Annotated in this window: 12 protein-coding genes; 2 read left to right on the forward strand and 10 right to left on the reverse strand. The window is 51.7% G+C overall.

The window, feature by feature from the left end:
- Window positions 1-223: 223 nt before the first annotated feature.
- From secF to C5S61_RS02095, 4 genes are all read right to left on the reverse strand, one after another.
- The gene (gene secF, locus C5S61_RS02080; protein WP_110513466.1) at window positions 224-1,189 is read right to left on the reverse strand and encodes a protein translocase subunit SecF; all 966 of its coding nucleotides are present in this window, start codon (window positions 1,187-1,189) and stop codon (window positions 224-226) included.
- A 40-nt stretch (window positions 1,190-1,229) separates the two neighbouring features.
- Window positions 1,230-2,750: a protein translocase subunit SecD gene (secD, locus tag C5S61_RS02085; protein WP_110513467.1), complete on the reverse strand. Its 1,521-nt coding sequence runs from the start codon at window positions 2,748-2,750 to the stop codon at window positions 1,230-1,232.
- 214 nt (window positions 2,751-2,964) lie between these two features.
- Window positions 2,965-4,854 (reverse strand): M14 family metallopeptidase, encoded by a 1,890-nt coding sequence (locus C5S61_RS02090; protein WP_110513468.1) that lies wholly within the window; start codon window positions 4,852-4,854, stop codon window positions 2,965-2,967.
- Between the two features lie 191 nt (window positions 4,855-5,045).
- Complete coding sequence (locus C5S61_RS02095) at window positions 5,046-5,648, reverse strand: TetR/AcrR family transcriptional regulator (RefSeq protein ID WP_110513469.1); 603 nt, start codon at window positions 5,646-5,648, stop codon at window positions 5,046-5,048.
- Window positions 5,649-5,753: 105 nt separating this feature from the next.
- On the opposite strand from C5S61_RS02095, the gene C5S61_RS02100 reads away from it, so the two are divergent.
- Window positions 5,754-6,170 (forward strand): VOC family protein, encoded by a 417-nt coding sequence (locus C5S61_RS02100; protein ID WP_110513470.1) that lies wholly within the window; start codon window positions 5,754-5,756, stop codon window positions 6,168-6,170.
- A gap of 107 nt (window positions 6,171-6,277) precedes the next feature.
- On the opposite strand, the gene C5S61_RS02105 is transcribed toward C5S61_RS02100, so the two are convergent.
- Both C5S61_RS02105 and C5S61_RS02110 read right to left on the reverse strand, forming a co-directional pair.
- Window positions 6,278-7,327: a hypothetical protein gene (locus tag C5S61_RS02105; RefSeq protein ID WP_110513471.1), complete on the reverse strand. Its 1,050-nt coding sequence runs from the start codon at window positions 7,325-7,327 to the stop codon at window positions 6,278-6,280.
- Window positions 7,324-9,651, reverse strand: a complete 2,328-nt coding sequence (locus C5S61_RS02110; RefSeq protein WP_110513472.1) for a hypothetical protein — start codon at window positions 9,649-9,651, stop codon at window positions 7,324-7,326. The genes C5S61_RS02105 and C5S61_RS02110 overlap by 4 nt, the downstream gene beginning before the upstream one ends.
- Before the next feature lie 441 nt (window positions 9,652-10,092).
- On the opposite strand from C5S61_RS02110, the gene trmD reads away from it, so the two are divergent.
- Window positions 10,093-10,857, forward strand: coding sequence for a tRNA (guanosine(37)-N1)-methyltransferase TrmD (trmD, locus tag C5S61_RS02115; RefSeq protein WP_110513473.1), 765 nt, complete (start codon window positions 10,093-10,095; stop codon window positions 10,855-10,857).
- 306 nt (window positions 10,858-11,163) lie between these two features.
- Here trmD and C5S61_RS02120 read toward each other — a convergent pair whose 3' ends face one another.
- The 4 genes from C5S61_RS02120 to C5S61_RS02135 form a co-directional block, all read right to left on the reverse strand.
- Entirely contained in the window at window positions 11,164-13,728 is a 2,565-nt protein-coding gene (locus C5S61_RS02120) for a polynucleotide kinase-phosphatase (protein WP_110513474.1), read from the reverse strand.
- Between the two features lie 12 nt (window positions 13,729-13,740).
- Entirely contained in the window at window positions 13,741-14,637 is an 897-nt protein-coding gene (locus C5S61_RS02125) for a DNA polymerase beta superfamily protein (RefSeq protein WP_110513475.1), read from the reverse strand.
- Window positions 14,627-16,027: a 3' terminal RNA ribose 2'-O-methyltransferase Hen1 gene (locus tag C5S61_RS02130; protein ID WP_110513476.1), complete on the reverse strand. Its 1,401-nt coding sequence runs from the start codon at window positions 16,025-16,027 to the stop codon at window positions 14,627-14,629. The genes C5S61_RS02125 and C5S61_RS02130 overlap by 11 nt, the downstream gene beginning before the upstream one ends.
- A 232-nt stretch (window positions 16,028-16,259) precedes the next feature.
- A complete protein-coding gene (locus C5S61_RS02135) occupies window positions 16,260-17,276 on the reverse strand; it encodes a terpene synthase family protein (RefSeq protein WP_110513477.1) in 1,017 nt (338 codons plus the stop codon).
- Window positions 17,277-17,821 lie beyond the last annotated feature (545 nt).

Here is a 17,821-nt window from a genome sequence, read left to right on the forward strand (position 1 = left end):
AACGCGGGCGAGGGGGGCGACCGCTTTTACCATATATCGTGGCAGAACCAAAGTGTGAAAGCCCCTCGCCCGCCACGTGGGAGAGGGGTTGGGGGGTGAGGGGATCAAGCCGTTGTTAATCCAATGAACCAATACACTTAGTCCAAGTAGCATTTACTAAAACAGAAAACCCCGCTCGTAGCAACGAGCGGGGCATTTTTGGATCTGCGATGGGCAGGATCAATTAGGCAGCGGCTGGTTTGGCTTTATCTTTGCCACGGCCAAACCAGTTGCGCCATTCGCGATTTTCCCACACCACCAACAATTGGGCAGCGTTGAAGATCGATGAATAGGTACCGCTGATCAAGCCAAGCAATAGAATCAAGACAAACGAGCGAATGCTTTCGCCACCAAACAGCAACAAGGCTGTCAAGGTAAAGAACGAGGTAAATTGGGTGTTGATCGAGCGGGTCAAGGTTTGCACGATCGAGCGATTGACCACTCGTTCGTAATCGTCGCTTGAGCGGCGCAAGTTTTCGCGCACGCGGTCGAACACCACAATCGTATCGTGAACCGAGAAGCTAATCACGGTCAAAACGGCGGTCATAAACAACGCATCAACTTCGAGGCCAATTAACCAGCCCAAAATTGAAGCCATGCCGATGACGACCAACACGTCGTGCAACATCGCGATGATGGCGCAAACGCCGTAGCGCAATGGGTTGGGTGTGCCACGGAAGGCGGCCCACAAGTAGCCCATAATCGCCAACGAGGCAATAAAGATCGCCACAACTGCGTTACGAATCGAACGGCCACGCACCGTTTCACCAACGGTTTGCAAGGTTTCAATCCGCGTATCAGCACCGAATTTGCTGATCAAACCAGTTTCAACTGCTTTACGCTCAGCTGAATCGCTCTGCACCAACTTGGAACGCACAAAGGCAATTACAAATTGTTGATTGTTGGTCGTGCCTTGTGACAATTGGGTGCGCGCACCCTCAATGCCGCTATCAGTGAAAACGTCGTTAATTTCGTTTTCTAAGCCATCACGGGTTTGGCTAATGCTTGGAATATGAATTTCCCAGCGTGCGCCGCCAGAGAAGTCAACCCCAAGGTTCATGCCAAATACCAGAATGCTAATCAAGCCTGGAATAATGGTCAGGATCGAAATCGCAAACCACAAATAGCGCCGACGCACTAAATCTAACATAGCCCAATCCTTTATCGATGATATAGCTGAAAATCAACTATTATGCTTGCTCTGACGACAAGGCTGCAACTTCGGCAGCATCTTCTTCGGGGTTGACCCCGAACCAACGTGCATTCGAAACCCCAAGATCAATGGTCAAGCGCAACAACATGCGCGAAACCGTGATTGCCGTAAACAAGCTGATGATAATCCCCAAGGCCAAGGTTAATGCAAAGCCTTGAATGATACTTACACCGAGCCCGTTACCCAAGACATACAAGATAAAGCTTGTAATCAAGGTTGAGGCGTTGGAGTCGCGGATTGATGGCCATGCGTGGTTGAAGCCATCTTCAACTGCCCGTTCCAATGAGCGGCCACGGTGCAGTTCTTCTTTGATCCGTGCGAAAATCAACACGTTTGCGTCAACAGCTAAGCTGATCGACAAAATAAAACCTGCGATCCCTGGCAAGGTCAAGGTGACCGGAACCAAGTTATAAACCGCAAATGAGAGCACAGTGTAGATAAGGAGCGCAACGTTGGCGATTAAGCCAGGCAAGCGATAGTACATGAGCATAAACAACATAACCGCGATCAAGCCAACCGCGCCAGCAACTTTACTAGCTTCGATTGAATCGTTGCCAAGGGTTGCGCTAATGCTGCGGTTACTATCTTCGATTAAGGTTACAGGCAAGGCCCCATATTTGAGCTGGTTTTGCAGTGCTTGGGCTTGCGAATTTTGCTCAGCAACGGTTGTGCCCGTCGCGCCCATCGTAATAATCCCTTCGCCAGGCAAGGAACCATTAACTTGTGGGCTAGAAATCACGCGGTTATCAACCACAATCGACATCGGGCGGCCAACATTTTGGCTGGTAAAGCTCGCAATTTGGTTAGCCGATTCCGAGTTCGTTTGGAAACGGAAGAACACCGCTGGCCGACCAGCTTGATCAGTTGTCAAGGCAACTTGGCTGGTGTCGAGATCCGTACCACGAGCAATCGTGGTGTATGGCGTATCACAAGGCCGCTCGGTAGGTGTGGTTGGGGTTGTCGTCGTCAAATTGCTCGTTGGCGACAACGGATTGGTGCTGCTCAAGCTATCGGTGGTGGTTACGCCACTCGTGCCAGTTACGCTGCTTGGCAACTGAACCGTGATCGGATAGCGTGGCGTTGCCGTGGTACATACTTCGGTACCTTCGGGCAAATATTGACCTTGTGGATCAATAAATTCGAGGTTACCAGCACCTTTGAGTGCATTTGAAGCTGCCGCAGGATCTTTGACCCCTGGCAATTCCACCACAATACTATCGCCGTTAACGACTTGAACAACCGATTCGCTCACACCAAGCCCGTTGACGCGGCGTTCAATTACGCCAGCGGCATTTTCGAGTTTGGCGGTCAAATCATCAACATCGGGGTCGGCGGGACGTAAAAAGATTTGCGAGCCGCCTTGTAGGTCGAGACCTAGGTGGGTTGAAACATCGCGACCGGTCAGGCTTTGAAACGACTTGGGAAAGAAAACAATCCAAGATGCCAAAGCAACTACCACAATCGTCACGACGAGGGCACTAATTACTTGCTTACGCACGACGAACGCTGCCTCCGTGTTTGGTGAGGGATGGGCGTGGCGAGGAATACAGCCCACCCAGAGATACCTAAAGAAACTCCCATCGCAACAGCGCATTATAGGCGCGATACCCAGTCGCGTCAAACGCCCTACCACATTATGACGAGTTAAATCAATCTCGTCTGTACCCAAAGAGCACAGACGAGATTAAGCGCAACCTACGTTCGGCTAAAGCTTAGCGTTGGGTAACGCTGACGTTATCCACGGCGGCTTCCACCAAGCTAGCAGTGCTTGCATCAGAAGCCTCGAACACAATTCGGACTGATTGGCCAGCATAGCTATTCAAGCTGACGTTGGCAATCGTCCAAGCTGCATCAACATCGCTGGCACTGGCTAATTTTTCAAAGACTTTGACCGTGCCAGAGCTGGTTACGACCGAGACGCGGAAGTAATCGGCGCTGCTGGCATTCGAGCCATGGGCCAAGTAGTAGCTGAAGCTCAAACTCAAATTACCAGAACTTGGCAGCGTAAAGGCTGGCGAACGGACCGACGACGCGCCACCATCAAGGTCGTAGGCTCCTGCTGAGCTACCAGCTAAACGGCCAGTTACCAAGTCGTTGCTGCCATTGACGGTTGTGCCAAGTTGTTTGGCTCCGCTGCTATCGGTTGCTTCTGGGTCGCCACGTTCCCATGCGCCAGTTGTCGCAGTGTCGGTGCTGTTGGGGTTAACCGTCCAGCCTTTATTGGTTTCAAAATCGTCGCTGAACACGGTAACAACTGGACTTGGCGTAGCGGTTGGGCCAGGTGTTGCGGTTGGGCCAGGCGTTGGGGTTGGCGTGCCACCACCGCAATATTGGGTTTCTTTGCCAATCGCGCGGTAGGGACAATCGGTTTGTTCCAACAGATACAAGACTGATTCACGGTTGCGACTGGTTTCACGGGTGATTACTTCATCAGGTGGGTAGAAACCTGGGCTGGCGCTGGTTGGATACATTTCAAAGGTATAGGCAAAAATGCGATGCACGCCATAAGCCCAATCTTCATACGTGCCATCGGCAACGTATAAATCGCTTGCTTGTTGCGGCGTATAGCCATTGCTCGAAGCCATCGTGCGGCCAAGTGCTGCCATGGCATCATAATCATCGCGCACCATATCGCTAGGATACGAATCGTAGGTGTAGCCATAGGGCCACAATACCAACTCGCTATAGGTGTGGAATGAAATCGAAGTTTTGATTTGTTGCTTGCCACCAACCACCCGACTAGCCACAAAGTTGCGAATCGCTTGGGTTTCAGGTGCGGAGAAAGCGCTGGCCCCGCGATAGGTATCGCTCGAGGTTGAACCACTGGAGCCACCACAGCAGCCCCATTTGTAGCTATAGTTGCGGTTGAGGTCGATGCCAACATACGAAGAGCCGCTATTTGGTTGGCGATTTTTGCGCCAGCTACGATAGCTGCCAGTTGCCACGTCGTATTCGCTGCCATCAGGATTCAAGCTGAAAACGATGTAGATTTCGCGATTATTGACGATGTTGGTAATGCGATTGTCGAGGCCATAGTTATCGACCAACAAGTGCAACAGATACAAGGTCATTTCGACGGTTAGGTGTTCGCGGGCGTGGTGTTGACCAATGAACAAGGCTTCTGGCTCGTTCTCATCGGTGCCAACATTATCGCTAATTTTTACCGCAATCAAATCGCGGTTTTCATACGAACGGCCAATGCTAAAGCGGCTCACGATATTCGGCTTGCTGGCAACTACCGCTGCAACATTGGCGGTCATTTCAGCATAGTTGTGGTAGGCTGAATCGGCCCCTGGAAAATCCGTCAGTTCTGGCAGTTCGACCAACTTAAAGCCCAAACGCTCAATCGCGGCAGCTTCTTCTGCATTCGCTGTAATATCCAACACTCTGCCATGAACTGCATCAATTGAAGCACCAGTTGCGGCAATCGCATTGCGATCTTCGCGGTTGGTAACGCCTTCAAGATGATAGGCGCGCGCTTGATCAAGCGGCTCCGTTTGCTGAACTGGCTGCCGCGTTTGGCCTAAAGCACTGAGCGGAGCCATAAGACCTACCGTTAAAGCGAGTGAACCAACCAACCGAACGATGCGTGACGGCTTCATGAACCCTCCTAAAGAGATAGGGATTGAACCAACCACACGAACAACCTTGTTCGCTCGATAGTGTCTGAACGCCACTAATTCGACACAGGTGTTGTTGTCACTAGGGAGTGGTGTCGCTTGATGGTTTGGGGTGGATAGGAAATATATTAAATGATCTTAATAAAAATGTCAAAAAAGTATTAATAAAAGTATCAATCTTGGCGCAGCCCTCTGAGCAATTGTTCGAGCACGACGATCGTTGCCTCGAGTGCCTGCTGTGGTTCAGCTGCTTGGGCAATCCATAAAACTGCCTCGTTCATTGCCCCCGAAAGTAAATGCGTGGCAGCAGTTACCGAAGCCGGCGCAATGATGCTGCTATCAGCCAATTGCTGAATTGACGACTCAAGCAGGCGCATTGAATTTTCTGCATCGAGCTTACGCCATGCCTCCCAGCCAAGAATTGCCGGGCCATCAAGCAAGCCAATCCGTTGAATATCACGATCAAGGCTGGCGCTCAAAAATGCACGACAGCCAACCAACAATTGCTGCCATGGATCGCTGATTGACTCGGTAGCGCTGATAATCCGTTGCGCCAAATCACGTTGAATTTCGGCTACTACTGCGCGAAACAAGCCCTCTTTGGAATCAAAATAATGGTACAGTGCGCCTCTGGTTACGCCTGCCAACTGTACAATTTGCTCGGTTGCGGCGTGAGCATAGCCATGTTCAGCAAATTGGACCCGCGCCACCGCAATCAGTTTGGCAATCGTAGCCGCTCGTTGTTCGGGCTTGGTGGTCGGGCGTTTCGTTGGCATAAAAAGCTCCTACTATTGACAAACATACAGCATGTATGTATAGTGTTTATAAAGAAACATACAGATTGTATGTTTTACACAAAGTATAGTAGATTAGGAGTGAGTATGCAACTAAGCAGCATGTACCCAGTGATTGCGACTAATCGAATTGCCGAAACAGCAGCTTTCTATATTGAGCACTTTGGCTTTAGCGCAACGTTTGAATCGGATTGGTATGTAAGTTTGCGCCACGATACAGCCCAGCACTATGAGCTTGCAGTGCTCGATTATACGCATGCCAGTGTGCCAGTAGCCGGTCAACGCCCAACAACCGGCCTGCTGCTTAATTTCGAGGTCGAGAATGTTGATGAACTCTATGCACGATTGATCACAGGTGCAGGGCTGCCAGTGCTGCTTGATCTACGCAGCGAGGAATGGGGCCAACGCCATTTTATTACTGCCGATCCCAATGGGGTGCTGATTGATGTGATTACGAATATTCCCGCCTCAGAATCCTATGCCGCCCAATATACTGGCCAGTAAGCATAAATTTAAAAGCCCCTCAACCACAAAACATGGGCGAGGGGCTTTTTATCCCTTTGATTTTCGCCTTCTGACTTTTGATTTCTGACTTTTGCCTTTTGATATGGCTACGGTTTACATGGCAGAAACTCGATGCCGCCGTAGGTTTGGGTTTGGGCCGATTGACCATCGCTGCCCTGAGCCAAAATATAATATTCGAATCCACCATAGCGTTGGCCCGACATTTCGCGAGCACCGCGAATCGTGCGGTTCCAGTTGCCACGGCCATCAGGCTGCATTACGGTCGATTGCCAACGACTTGGCCCAGCGTGATAGTACAAGCTCACATCGCCAGCAGGAAAATTCTCAATTGAGACGCTAATCGAAACGCTATCAGGATAGGTACAATCAGCAACGTTGGTAAATTCACGGGTAGAGGCCGATGGTTCACCAAACACTGGCGGCACGATCGGCACTGGCGTATCGATTGCTGTCGGCGGCGCTGGCGTGTCGGTTGCTGTCGGCGGCGCTGGTGTGTCGGTGGCCGTTGGCGGCGCTGGGGTATCAGTTGCCGTCGGCGGCGCTGGCGTGTTGGTTGCTGTCGGTGCAATGGGAACATTGGTGATGACCACGGGCGTAATCGATGGTGGCACACGAGTTGGCGATGCTCGAACTGTGGCACTCGCAACTGGGCGCGTTGGGGTAGCCGTCAAGGTTGGCGAACTGGTTGGGGTTGCCGTGGGCGTAATTGTGGCCGTTGGCAGGCTGGTAGCACTAGGCAAAGCGGCCATACTAACGGCATTGCTTTGGCCAACTGCAACATCAGCAATTGCAACATCGCTCCATTGGCCTTGGCTACTTTGGGCGCGAACCGCCAACCGATAGGCCGAAGGCTCGCTTGCTTGCCAATTGAAGGTGGCATAGCCAAATTGCGAGCCACGCATTGTTGGCTGTTGGCTACCCACAACTGCGCCATTAACGCTTAATTCGATTGTGCTCAATCCCAAGGGATGATAGCCATGAGCCAGCACTTGAATTGCGCCAAGCTCCAACGAACTTCCTGCTAAGGGCGCGTCAATCCAAACTTGGGGCACAATTTGGGCTGGACTTGGCGCGGGCGCTTGTTGCTGGCAAGCGGCCAACATACCAATGAGCAATAATCCAAGCAATCGTTTCATGGTTGCACCGTTAGTTTCAGTGAAAAATCGCTAAGCTCGCTGCTACAACGTTGATTCAAGTTGGCAAGTTGGCGCTCAGCTTGCAGCATAAAGCTTAATTTGGGGGCGTTGGCTTGGCCAAGTTGATCAAGCAAAGCCTGATCAAGCCTGAGCTTAATCTCCCCACTTGCTGGCAAACTTTGCCAAGCAATCGTTTGGGTTGCACTGCCAAGCTGTAAACTTGCGTTGGCGTTACATGGTTCAGCCTCGCTTGGTTCACGCTCACTGGTTCGATTAAAGGTTAATTCTAAGCCCGTCACCGTTTGATCAAGCCGCGGCAACACAAAGCTCACAGTGCCATCAAACCAGCTAGCAGTGTAGCGGCGGCAGCTGGCTTCAGCAACGCTATAACGTTGCAGCAACAACAAACTGCTGGCATAGGGATAGGTCAAGGTTGTTTGTTGGCTTTGATTAATCGGCAAGGCAGGGCAGTCAGCCCCAACCGTTTCTTGCGCAAGGCCAGCACCAAATTGAAATTGGCTTGGCAGCAGTTGATAGCTTCCAGCAGCCAATTTGAATGCTGGCAAACACACCACTTCGCTATCCAGCGAAATTGCCAAACCACGATAGGCCCGCACGCTCAAACATTCATCGGTGGCGCTTGGCGTAGTGCGAGGAGCCAAAAACAACAAGCGTTGCCCAGCAGCAACTCTGGTTAATTCGAGCGGCGTTCCAGCCAAACGGTCGCTCACTTGAAAGCCTTCAAGGTTGGCATTGGCGCTACAATCTTGGCCCTCAGCAGTTGGAAAGCAAGATTGCTCGTTCCAGTCCCAAATTAATACCGTCGCTCCCGTCGCCAGATTGGTGCTGCACGCAGTACGCCAAAAATCATCAGCTTGGGGTGCTGCTTGCAGACATTCATCAAGCGTGGTGGTTAGGCGTAGGTTGGTTGGCGGAGCAATGGAACTTAGGGTTGGCAGTTGCTGAGTTGTGGCTGCTGTTTGCAATTGGCCTTGAACGCTAAATAAATCAGCATCGAGGGCGATGGCTTGGGTTTGGCCCAAGTTTAATGTTGTGCTGGTAGCGCCCAATAATTGCGGTTGCGTGCCATTCCAGCCCCAACATTCCAAATTCCAGTTTTGGCTGGCGCTGATTACGCTCAGTGGCAAGGCACTGGCCAAATCGTAGCCGCCAGCAATGGGCGCTAAAAAGCCTTGATTCGGCACGCGTTGCCATGGGCCATTGGCTAACGAACTATAGCAATACACATCGCTGACCGCAGTTTTGGGGCTGAGAATGAGGCTCGCAAAGTGCGGCACTTGCACACTTGCGCAAGCAGAATCAGCATTATTCAAAGCCACAACTGGGCTGGTTGCAGCACCAGCTGGATTAAAAGCCACCACATAATACAGCGTTTGACCAAATGCAGCTGGCTCTTGCCAACGCTGAGGGCCAGAACCATTGGCCGCAACCGTCGCCACCAGATTAAATTGGCTTTGGTCGGGGCCTGCGCGATAGATAAAAAAGCCATCAGCATCAGGAGATTTGGGCGTAAAGACCAATTCGGTTGTGCAATTGTTGCTACCTACCAGCGCCTCAGGAGCTAACGGCAGGCTAGCAGTGCCAAAACGCCGCTGCAAATCAAACCAGATTGTATTGGGATCATAGGGCGTTGCCAACGGTAGGCTGGCCAAATCTGCTGGCAAGCTAGCTTGGTTCGGGCTTAGGCTCGTGGTATTGCTAATTGGCGTAAACTGGCCAGCAAGCTGAACCGTGATCAACTGATCACGGCCCAAGGGCTGATTAACTGGCAAATCGCCAAGCTGTGGGTTGAGCTTCAAGAGGGTTTGGGGTTCGATGCCAAAGGCTTTGCCAAGGCTTTCGATGCTTTCGCCCGCCGATTGTTGCACTTGAAAGGTGACCACTGGTTCGTAGGGCAAAACAGCGTTCAAGCGCACAATTGGCGAGGTTGAGGGAATTTTCGTTGCATCGTTGGTGCGCGCCACCAAACTATGGTCGCCTAAACTGCGCGATTGCCAAGCAAAAAGGCCTTCGTATACGGTCGCATCATTAGCAGCTTGCAGATCCCACGGCTGACCATCGGCCCATAATTCGACATTCTCGATTGGTTCGCTGCCCCACGAACGCGAATGCACGGTGAGCACTTCGCCAACCGGAATCAGACTTGCATTAAACGGGTACTGAAGTTGGGTAAAGAGGGTTGGCGAGCTTGGCGCTAATTGCTCAACAACTGGCCGCACCGCCAGCGCATAGGCGGTCAAGCCCACCATCATTGCCAAACTAACAAGCGCAATAATTAAAATACCAGCACGTCGACTCATCATGAATACCTCCCGTTGTAGTCCAACAAATGCTGCCCTAGCAACGGTTATGTGTAAAGACGCTGGTGAGGTCGCGAGGTTCAACAGCGCCAAATCGCCAACTGGCAATCCGACGCTTGGCCTTTACGGTGCATTGATCAATCTAGTAGTTAAAGGGTGTGGATTGAGCATGCATATGTCACTTTAAGCTATTGACGAGTCGTTGCTGCTGGTTGTTTCCCAATCAAGCCGCCAAATAAACGCCCTTTCAGCAACGATCGCCAAGCGAAGAATGATAATAGTTATGGGAAAGCGTTGCTGGCATTGTACCAACTCCATTGCCTGCTTGGAAGATCAGATTCATGCCGATTTCCCACTGTTTTGCACCAGCCCCAAGCCATCGAGTATCATATTTGGGTAATCAACGACAAACAATTCTCACTCTTGGCACGATAGGATTTTGCAATGCGCTTTGATATTTTGACCTTGTTTCCGGCCATGTTTACTGGCCCGCTGACTGAAAGCATTTTAAAACGAGCAGCCCAAGCCGAATTATTGCAATTTCAGCTGCATGATATTCGCGATTATGCCACCGACAAGCACAAGATGGTTGACGATTCGCCAACCGGCGGCGGCGCAGGAATGGTGATGAAACCAGGCCCGTTGGCGCTCTGCACCGAAGCGGTCTTGGCCGCCGAGCCGAATCCCGCGCCGGTGGTCTTGATGACTCCCAGCGGTCGGGTATTTAACCAAAATATAGCTCGTGAATGGGCCAAATTGCCGCGCTTGGTGCTGGTTTGTGGTCATTATGAAGGCATCGACGAACGCTATATTGAACAGTATGTGACCGATCAAGTGTCGCTTGGCGATTTTGTATTAACTGGCGGCGAGCTAGCGGCGATGACGATTGTTGATGCGGTTGGGCGGCTCGTACCCGAAGTGCTCGACCCCGAATCGCTGGCCCACGAAAGCCACGACGATGGCCTTTTGGAGTATCCGCACTACACCAAACCAGCGGATTGGAATGGGGTGGCAGTGCCGCCAATTTTGCTCAGCGGGCATCACGCCAATATTGCCAAATGGCGACACGAGCAACGCCTGCGCCGCACGCTCGAGCGCCGCCCCGATATGCTGCGCCATGCCACGCTCTCCAAAAAAGATCGCCAATTGCTCAAAGAGTGGGGCTGGCAAGAAAAGGCAGAAGGCAAAAGTCAAAAGTCAGAAGGCTAAGCTAGCTGGTTTAACGCAGAGAACATGAGGATATAGGCTATGCACTATGTGTACTGGTTCATCACGTTAACCACCGCCTGATCCCCTCACCCCAACCCCTCTCCCGTGCGCGGGGCTTTAATCGTGCGGTTCTGTCACGATGTGTGATACAACAACATTGTCGGCTCCCCCTCGCCCGCGTTCAGTGGGAGAGGGGGTTGGGGGGTGAGGGAACACGATTGCCAATCCAATGTACCAGTACAGCTATACTCCATCTGCCTGGATCAACAATCGAATCCCCGACCCCCAACAACCGATACCCAAACGCTACAAGCGCGGGTCGACAGGCTCACTTTCGAGGGCGAGTACGCCAAAAACACATTCATGCACCCGCCGCAATGGTTCGCGATTGACAAAGCGATCAAGGGCTTCGAGGCCTAAAGCCAATTCGCGCAAGGCCAACGAACGCTTGCCACTCAGGCCTCGCTTACGCAAACGAGCGAGGTTTTCGGGCAAATCGTATTCTGGGCCATAGATAATGCGCAGATATTCAGGGCCGCGACATTTGATTGCAGGCTGCACAAGGCCGCGCGCATTCTGGACAACCCATTGCTTGGGCTTCACGACCATGCCTTCACCGCCAGCTGCGGTCAGACTTTGCCACCATTCGATTGCCTGCTCAACTTTGGCCTGATCGTGCAAATCGACCACACGATACTCGGTGGCAATAAACAAACGCGGCTCGGTTTCGGCCAACGCAGCCAAGGTTTGCATATGCCATTCGTGATCACGATCGTAAAATGGGCGTTGCTCGCAGGCCAGCAGATGAAATGGCGCTAGCCGCAAATCATCAAGGCTTTGCACGGGCCAGCAGTATTGTTGATAGGCATCAACATAGCCTTGGACTGCCTGTTGGCGCAGTTGGGTATGCGCAATCAAGGCTTGCAATTCAACCGATTCGGGCATGCGCGTAACCGTTTGTTGCAAGGCTGCTTGGGCTGCGCTCATGCTGGCGGTCGCGGCAACACCAACTGGCGCATATTGCTTGCGAATCAAATCTTGGGCTTTGGCCGACCATGGCAATAGTTCGCAATCCAAGGCAAACCAGGTTGAATCGAAGTTTTCCCACCAATTCAGCTTGGTAATTGCCTGCTGCACTCGTTGCAAAAAGGCGGTTTCTAGCTCAGGATCGTTAAAGAAGCGTCGGCCAGTGCGGGTATAGCAAACCCCGATCTGCTCGCCAAACACGCCAAACCGAGCTTGAGCCACGGTGCTATCGCGGCAAATAATTACAATTGCCCGCGAACCCATATGTTTGGCTTCGCACACAACCTCGTTAACTCCCGCCCGCCGATAGTAATCGAGCGCTTCGGCGGGATGCTCCAAGAACCCATCACGTTGACTGGTTTCCGATGGCGACATGGTTGGTGGTAGATACATCAGCCATTGCGGCTCGATGGCAAAGCGGCTGATCACTTCCAAGGCGGCGGCGGTTTGTTCTTCGCGCAGGTTAATTTGGCTCATTAGGCTGGTGCTGATTTTGAGTTTGCCTTGAAAATCGCTCAAATTGAGCACGTGGTCGTTTTCCTGCTGGGCCGCAAGTTGGCTTGCATTGTATTCCAACGGTCGTTTTGGAATAGCATATTGGGCCAATGCTGGCACCTGCACAAACTCGCGCTCTGGGTAGCGTAAGGCAGTTAAGGCTCCACCAAAGGCACAACCAGTATCAATATCCAGCGTATTATTGAGCCATTCTGGCTGCGGAATCGGCGTGTGGCCATAGACCACCAAGCCCTCGCCGCGATATTCTTTGGCCCACGGGTAGCGCACAGGCAAGCCAAATTCGTCGGTTTCGCCTGTCGTTTCGCCATACAAGGCAAATTCGCGCACATGCTTCGACATGCGGCCTTGCAATGCTTGCTTCATGCCAGCGTGGGCCACAACCAATTTACCATCATCAAAAATCAGGTGGCTCACCATTCCTTCGATAAACTGGCGCACTGCTTGACGAAAGGCTTCGTCGGTTTCGGCCAAAGCTTGCATGGTTTCGGCCAAGCCATGGGTTTGCTTCACTTTGCGCCCAGCCAATGCGCGGGCCAATTTATCGTCGTGATTGCCGGGCACACACAAGGCAGCGCCTGTTTCGACCATGCTCATCACCAAGCGCAACACGCCCACTGAATCCGGTCCACGATCAACTAAATCGCCAACGAACACGGCGCGACGGCCAGCAGGTGGCGTGACCATAAAGCCATAGTTGTGGCCTGGCGTGAGGTTAATGCTATAGCCCAATTCCAACAACAAACGCTCTAGTTCGGGATAGCAACCATGAACATCGCCAATAATATCGAATGGGCCATGCTCGGTTTTGCGGTTGCTCCACCCTCGTTGGCGCACAATTTCAATGGCATCAACGTGCTCTGGCGTAACGCTATGTACAACCCGAAAACCTTCATCGCGCAGGTTGCGCAGCGAACGCCGCAAATTATCAACTTGGCGCTTGACCACAAAATCGCCAAAGTTGCGATTGGCACGGCCTACGTTGCGCTCCAAACAAACTCGTTCAGGCGTTTGCAGCACAATCGCCACCGGCCAAACGTGATAATGGCGCGCCAAGGCTAACAAGGGTTGGCGCGCTGCTGCTTGAACATTGGTCGCATCGATCACGGTCAAGCGGCCCAAGGCTAGGCGTTTGGCCGCAATCGTATACACCAAATCGAAGGCATCAGCAGAAACCGCTTGATCAGTTTCGTCATCGGCGAGCATGGCGCGGCAGGTATCGGAAGAAATAATTTCGGTTGGCTTGAAATGGCGCTGGGCAAAGGTCGATTTCCCTGCACCAGAAGCGCCAATCAAAATTACTAAACAAAATTCGGGTATTCCTAGTTCCATCAATGTCTCTCCTTAGGCCACTTGAGCGCGGCGCACGGCTAAGAGCCAGGCATTTGCCGCCGCAAGATCGGGCAAAATTGGCAATTTGGTGGTGGCATAGGCTTGTTCAAATTCGGCGTGCAAGGCAATTCGCCAGCGGTTAATCGCATCCCATTGCATTTCGCCAGCCCGAATCGCCATCAGTTGCTCACGATGTTCAACATGGCGCAAGCGTAATTCGCCGTGGCGCAAGCCATGAATCCCACTTAGCAAAAGCCGAATCAGGTGCATCACATGTTTCCAGCGCAAGCTGCCGTTGGTGCGCAAATCGCGTTCGAGCAGGCGAAATTGGGCCAGCACATAGCTATTGTGGCTTTGATAAATGCGGCTGGTCAGCAGGCTATGGCGCATTGCCCGCAGCTCAAGCGCCAAGGGCGAGGCATGCTCAACCAAATCACTATACAAACATTCCAAGGCACTTGGATTGGCGCGCAACAGCAAATTCAAGAATTTTTGCACTTCCCAATAATGTTCTTGAGTTGCGCTCAATTCATATTGCTCAGGAATGCCAGCAAGCCCCCAATGCACGTTGGCTGGCGGCACAAAAAAGCCACGCCAATCAGTATCCGATTCGGGCGTATCAAGGCCATAAGCCCGCGAGCCAATCACGCAGCGATAGTGAATCCAATCGCGCTGTTCGGCCAAGTTTGGTTGCTCCAAACCCGCTAACGGGTCGTTGAATTGCTTGCGCAAGCCAAAATCTTGGCGGGTTAATTGCAAGAGCGTGCCATCAACGCAGCGCACCGTGTAGCGTTCGCTATGCTCGCAAGGCGTTGCAACCACCTGCGCCATGCTATGCTTGGTTTGGTTTTCGATTGAGCGCAGCAAAACCACATGGGTTCCGAGCGCCAAATGAAGTTTAGGTTGCATCTTCAAACACCCCCAATTGCGAAGGCGCGCCATGGTTGGCATCTTCTGGGCCTAATGGCTCAATTGTCACCCGATAGTTGTAGGTTGAGGCAACGCGCTCGGCCCAAGCTGCAAACTCAGCGCGCGTCCACTCAAAACGATGGTCGCGGTGGCGCAACTGATCAGCGGGCAAACTAGGAAACAATTGGTTGTACTCACGGTTTGGCGTTGTTACCAGCACCAATTTCGGGTGCGCAAAACCAAATACTGTTTGCTCAAAAGCTGGCAAATGGCCAAGCTCAAGGTGCTCCAGCACTTCAACAATTGCCGCCGCGTCGAAGCCCTTTAATCGTTCATCGCGATAGAGCAACGAGCCGTGTAATAAGCTGAGGCGTTGGCGTTGCTGCTCAGGCAAGCGTTCAGCCCGTTGCTGCAAAATCGCCAACGAGCGTGTGCTCAACTCCATGCCCACGACGCTGCTAAATTGCGCATCCTTGAGCAATTCGCGCAAGAGTTTGCCCTCGCCACAGCCCAAATCTAAGATCCGTTGTGCGCCTGCTGCCTTCAAGCGTTGCACAATCACGTTGTGGCGCTGGGTATGCAGGCTTTGTTGGCGTTCGCGAACTTCGGTCGTTGCTGTTTCGTCATCTGCTTCTGTTTGGGCAACTGTCTCGGGCGCGGTCGCTTGCAACAACTGCTCAAGCGCAGTGCTGGCCAGGCTTTTTTGATAGCGCAAATAGCGCATGGTAATCAATTCACGTTCAGGATGTTGCGCCAACCAACCATCACCTTTGCGTAACAATTTGCTCACCTCATCTTGGCCAATCCAATAGTGCTTGGTATTATCCAACACAGGGATGAGCACATATATGTGCGTGAGCAATTGTTTTACGGTCAGATTGGCACTTAATCGAATTGACAGATACGAATGTTGGCTCGCAGTTTGGCTGGGATCAAGCTCGATTGGCGTTGCCTCGACGCTGTAGCCCAATGGATCAAACAAGCGTTGCACCAAGCCCAAACCAGCTTTTGCTCGCATCGCCACAACTGGCAACTCGACCGTTAATGGCATACTTTGCTCGACCAACTCTGGCCGTTTTTTACAAACTCCAGCAATTGCGCTTGAAAATACTGCGCCTAAAGCGACGCTCAGCAACGACGATGCCACATACGGGCGATCGTTCACATATTGGCTGAGCATACCTTGGCCGCCAGCATTGCCGCGCACCAAGGCCACCGGATCAACCTCAAGCAGCAAGGCCACGCGACATTGCTCTGAGCTAGCTTCTGGATAAAAAACATGAGCTGTACCAAATGGCAATTCAAACTGCTGTACCCGCTCAGGATGTTTATGTAAAATAAAACCCAAATCGGTGGCGGGCGTGTGGTTTGTGGATAAGGTCAGTAGCATGCGAAGCTCCCTCTAGATTCATCTCGGCGGTATGCCTATTTAACCACAAAAAAAGCGCTTGCAATCCATCGCAAGAGGGAAGCAGCGATTCATCATTCGGCTGATCGATTAGATTGACAACCGCTGCTTGCTGAAAATGCCCAGCAATTCTAGCAGCTTAAAAAGAAAAGAACTGTATCTCTCACAACACAGTTCCTTCATCCAACACACCACTTCAACAACCAATTACGCGCTAGGCACAATATTGCGAGCCATGCAAGCCTTCGGTCGAGGTTTGATAGCGCGAGGTCATGGTTGACCAATCGTGATTAGCGCGCATCCAGGTTGCCAAGCCATCAACAAAGCGATACAACGTTGGCGAACAAATTTCAGGAGCCAGCTTATCGAGCATAATTCGTTCGCGTGTAAATTGATTAATCGTATCGTTATGCAAACGAGCAACGTAATTTAATGCTTCGCCAATCGGCAATTGATGTTGCGCATGAATCAAATAGACCAAATTTTGCCAATCGCCAGCTAATAATTCTTTGCGCAATGAAATAATATCATTCGAGTAGAACACCACCCGATTGACATACTCACACAAACGCCGCACCATTGGATGTAAACGTACTTGGGGATGCAAAAACTCGTTATTGCCAAATTCAATCAAGGCTAAGCATAAATAGGTGCCACTCGTATACAAACGTTGCATAGCATAGGTTTTTTGGGTTGGAATATAACCTTGAGCGCGGTTGTTGGCTTCCCATTGCACCGCAGCAAACGATTTGCGCAACGAATCAAAGAAGAAATGTTGCCATGCTTCTGGCGATCCCTGCACAAGGCGGTTGGTCACATCGCCCATGGCTTGAACAATTGGCAAATCGTGGCGTTTGGCGGGCGAGCCTTTGAGCACTTTCATCAAGCGTTGCAAGAGCGTCGCCATGGCGCTGGCATCGTGATCGCGGCCAAAACGATCTAATTGATCATCAAGCAGAAAGAGGCTGGTGCTCCAATCGGCGATGGTTGGCATACGCTCGGCCAAGGCATTGGGGTAAGCGCGAGCCATCAAGGTGCCATAGCCACGTTGATTGAATGAGATCCGCGTTTCCAAATCGTCGAGCAAACCAAATTTATCAGCCCAGGCTTGGGTTGAGGCCTGAATCGCCAGCGCATCTGGGTGAATAGCTGCCGGAAATGGACAATAGAGCACAGGAAGATCGCGGGGCATAAGCGTCGCTAAGTGATGCAATGTAGTACGGGTTGGCATTGAGTCAATCTCCTAAATGCTTGACAAACCTAACTATGCGTTGGTTGCTTCTCAAGCAAATAATTCATCTCTACTTTTCAGGCAGCATTCGCCAGTTGGCCCAAGCAACCTGGTTGCCTACGCATGCCAATTGGTTATTAAATGCTTTTTGGTGTGCCACACGCCAATTTTTTAGTTGAGTTTGCATTACTTGTGCATCAAGCCACGACTTGGGGGCTGTATCACTCAATAAAAGTTGTTTCGGAGCCGATTTGGTTGTGAATTGCCAAACTGGATCAGGTGAATCCAGTGCAGCGGGAATCGACGCTTCCAGCTTGGGAATTGGGGCTGGAACCGTTCTCGCTGCTGGTTGTAGGTGTGTTGTGGTTGGCATAACATACCTCATCTACACGTTCTACACGGACGACCATCGGTGCTTTCTCAGGGCAACACATGGCGATTAAGCTAATTACCTGAGTACTACCTTAATCTATCCAACTAGCCTATGTCTATCACCCAAAGCGCATTCTTTAGTCCTCTCTTTGATCACCGCTAAAGGTGAATCA

This window comes from Herpetosiphon llansteffanensis (assembly GCF_003205875.1).
Lineage (GTDB): Bacteria > Chloroflexota > Chloroflexia > Chloroflexales > Herpetosiphonaceae > Herpetosiphon > Herpetosiphon llansteffanensis.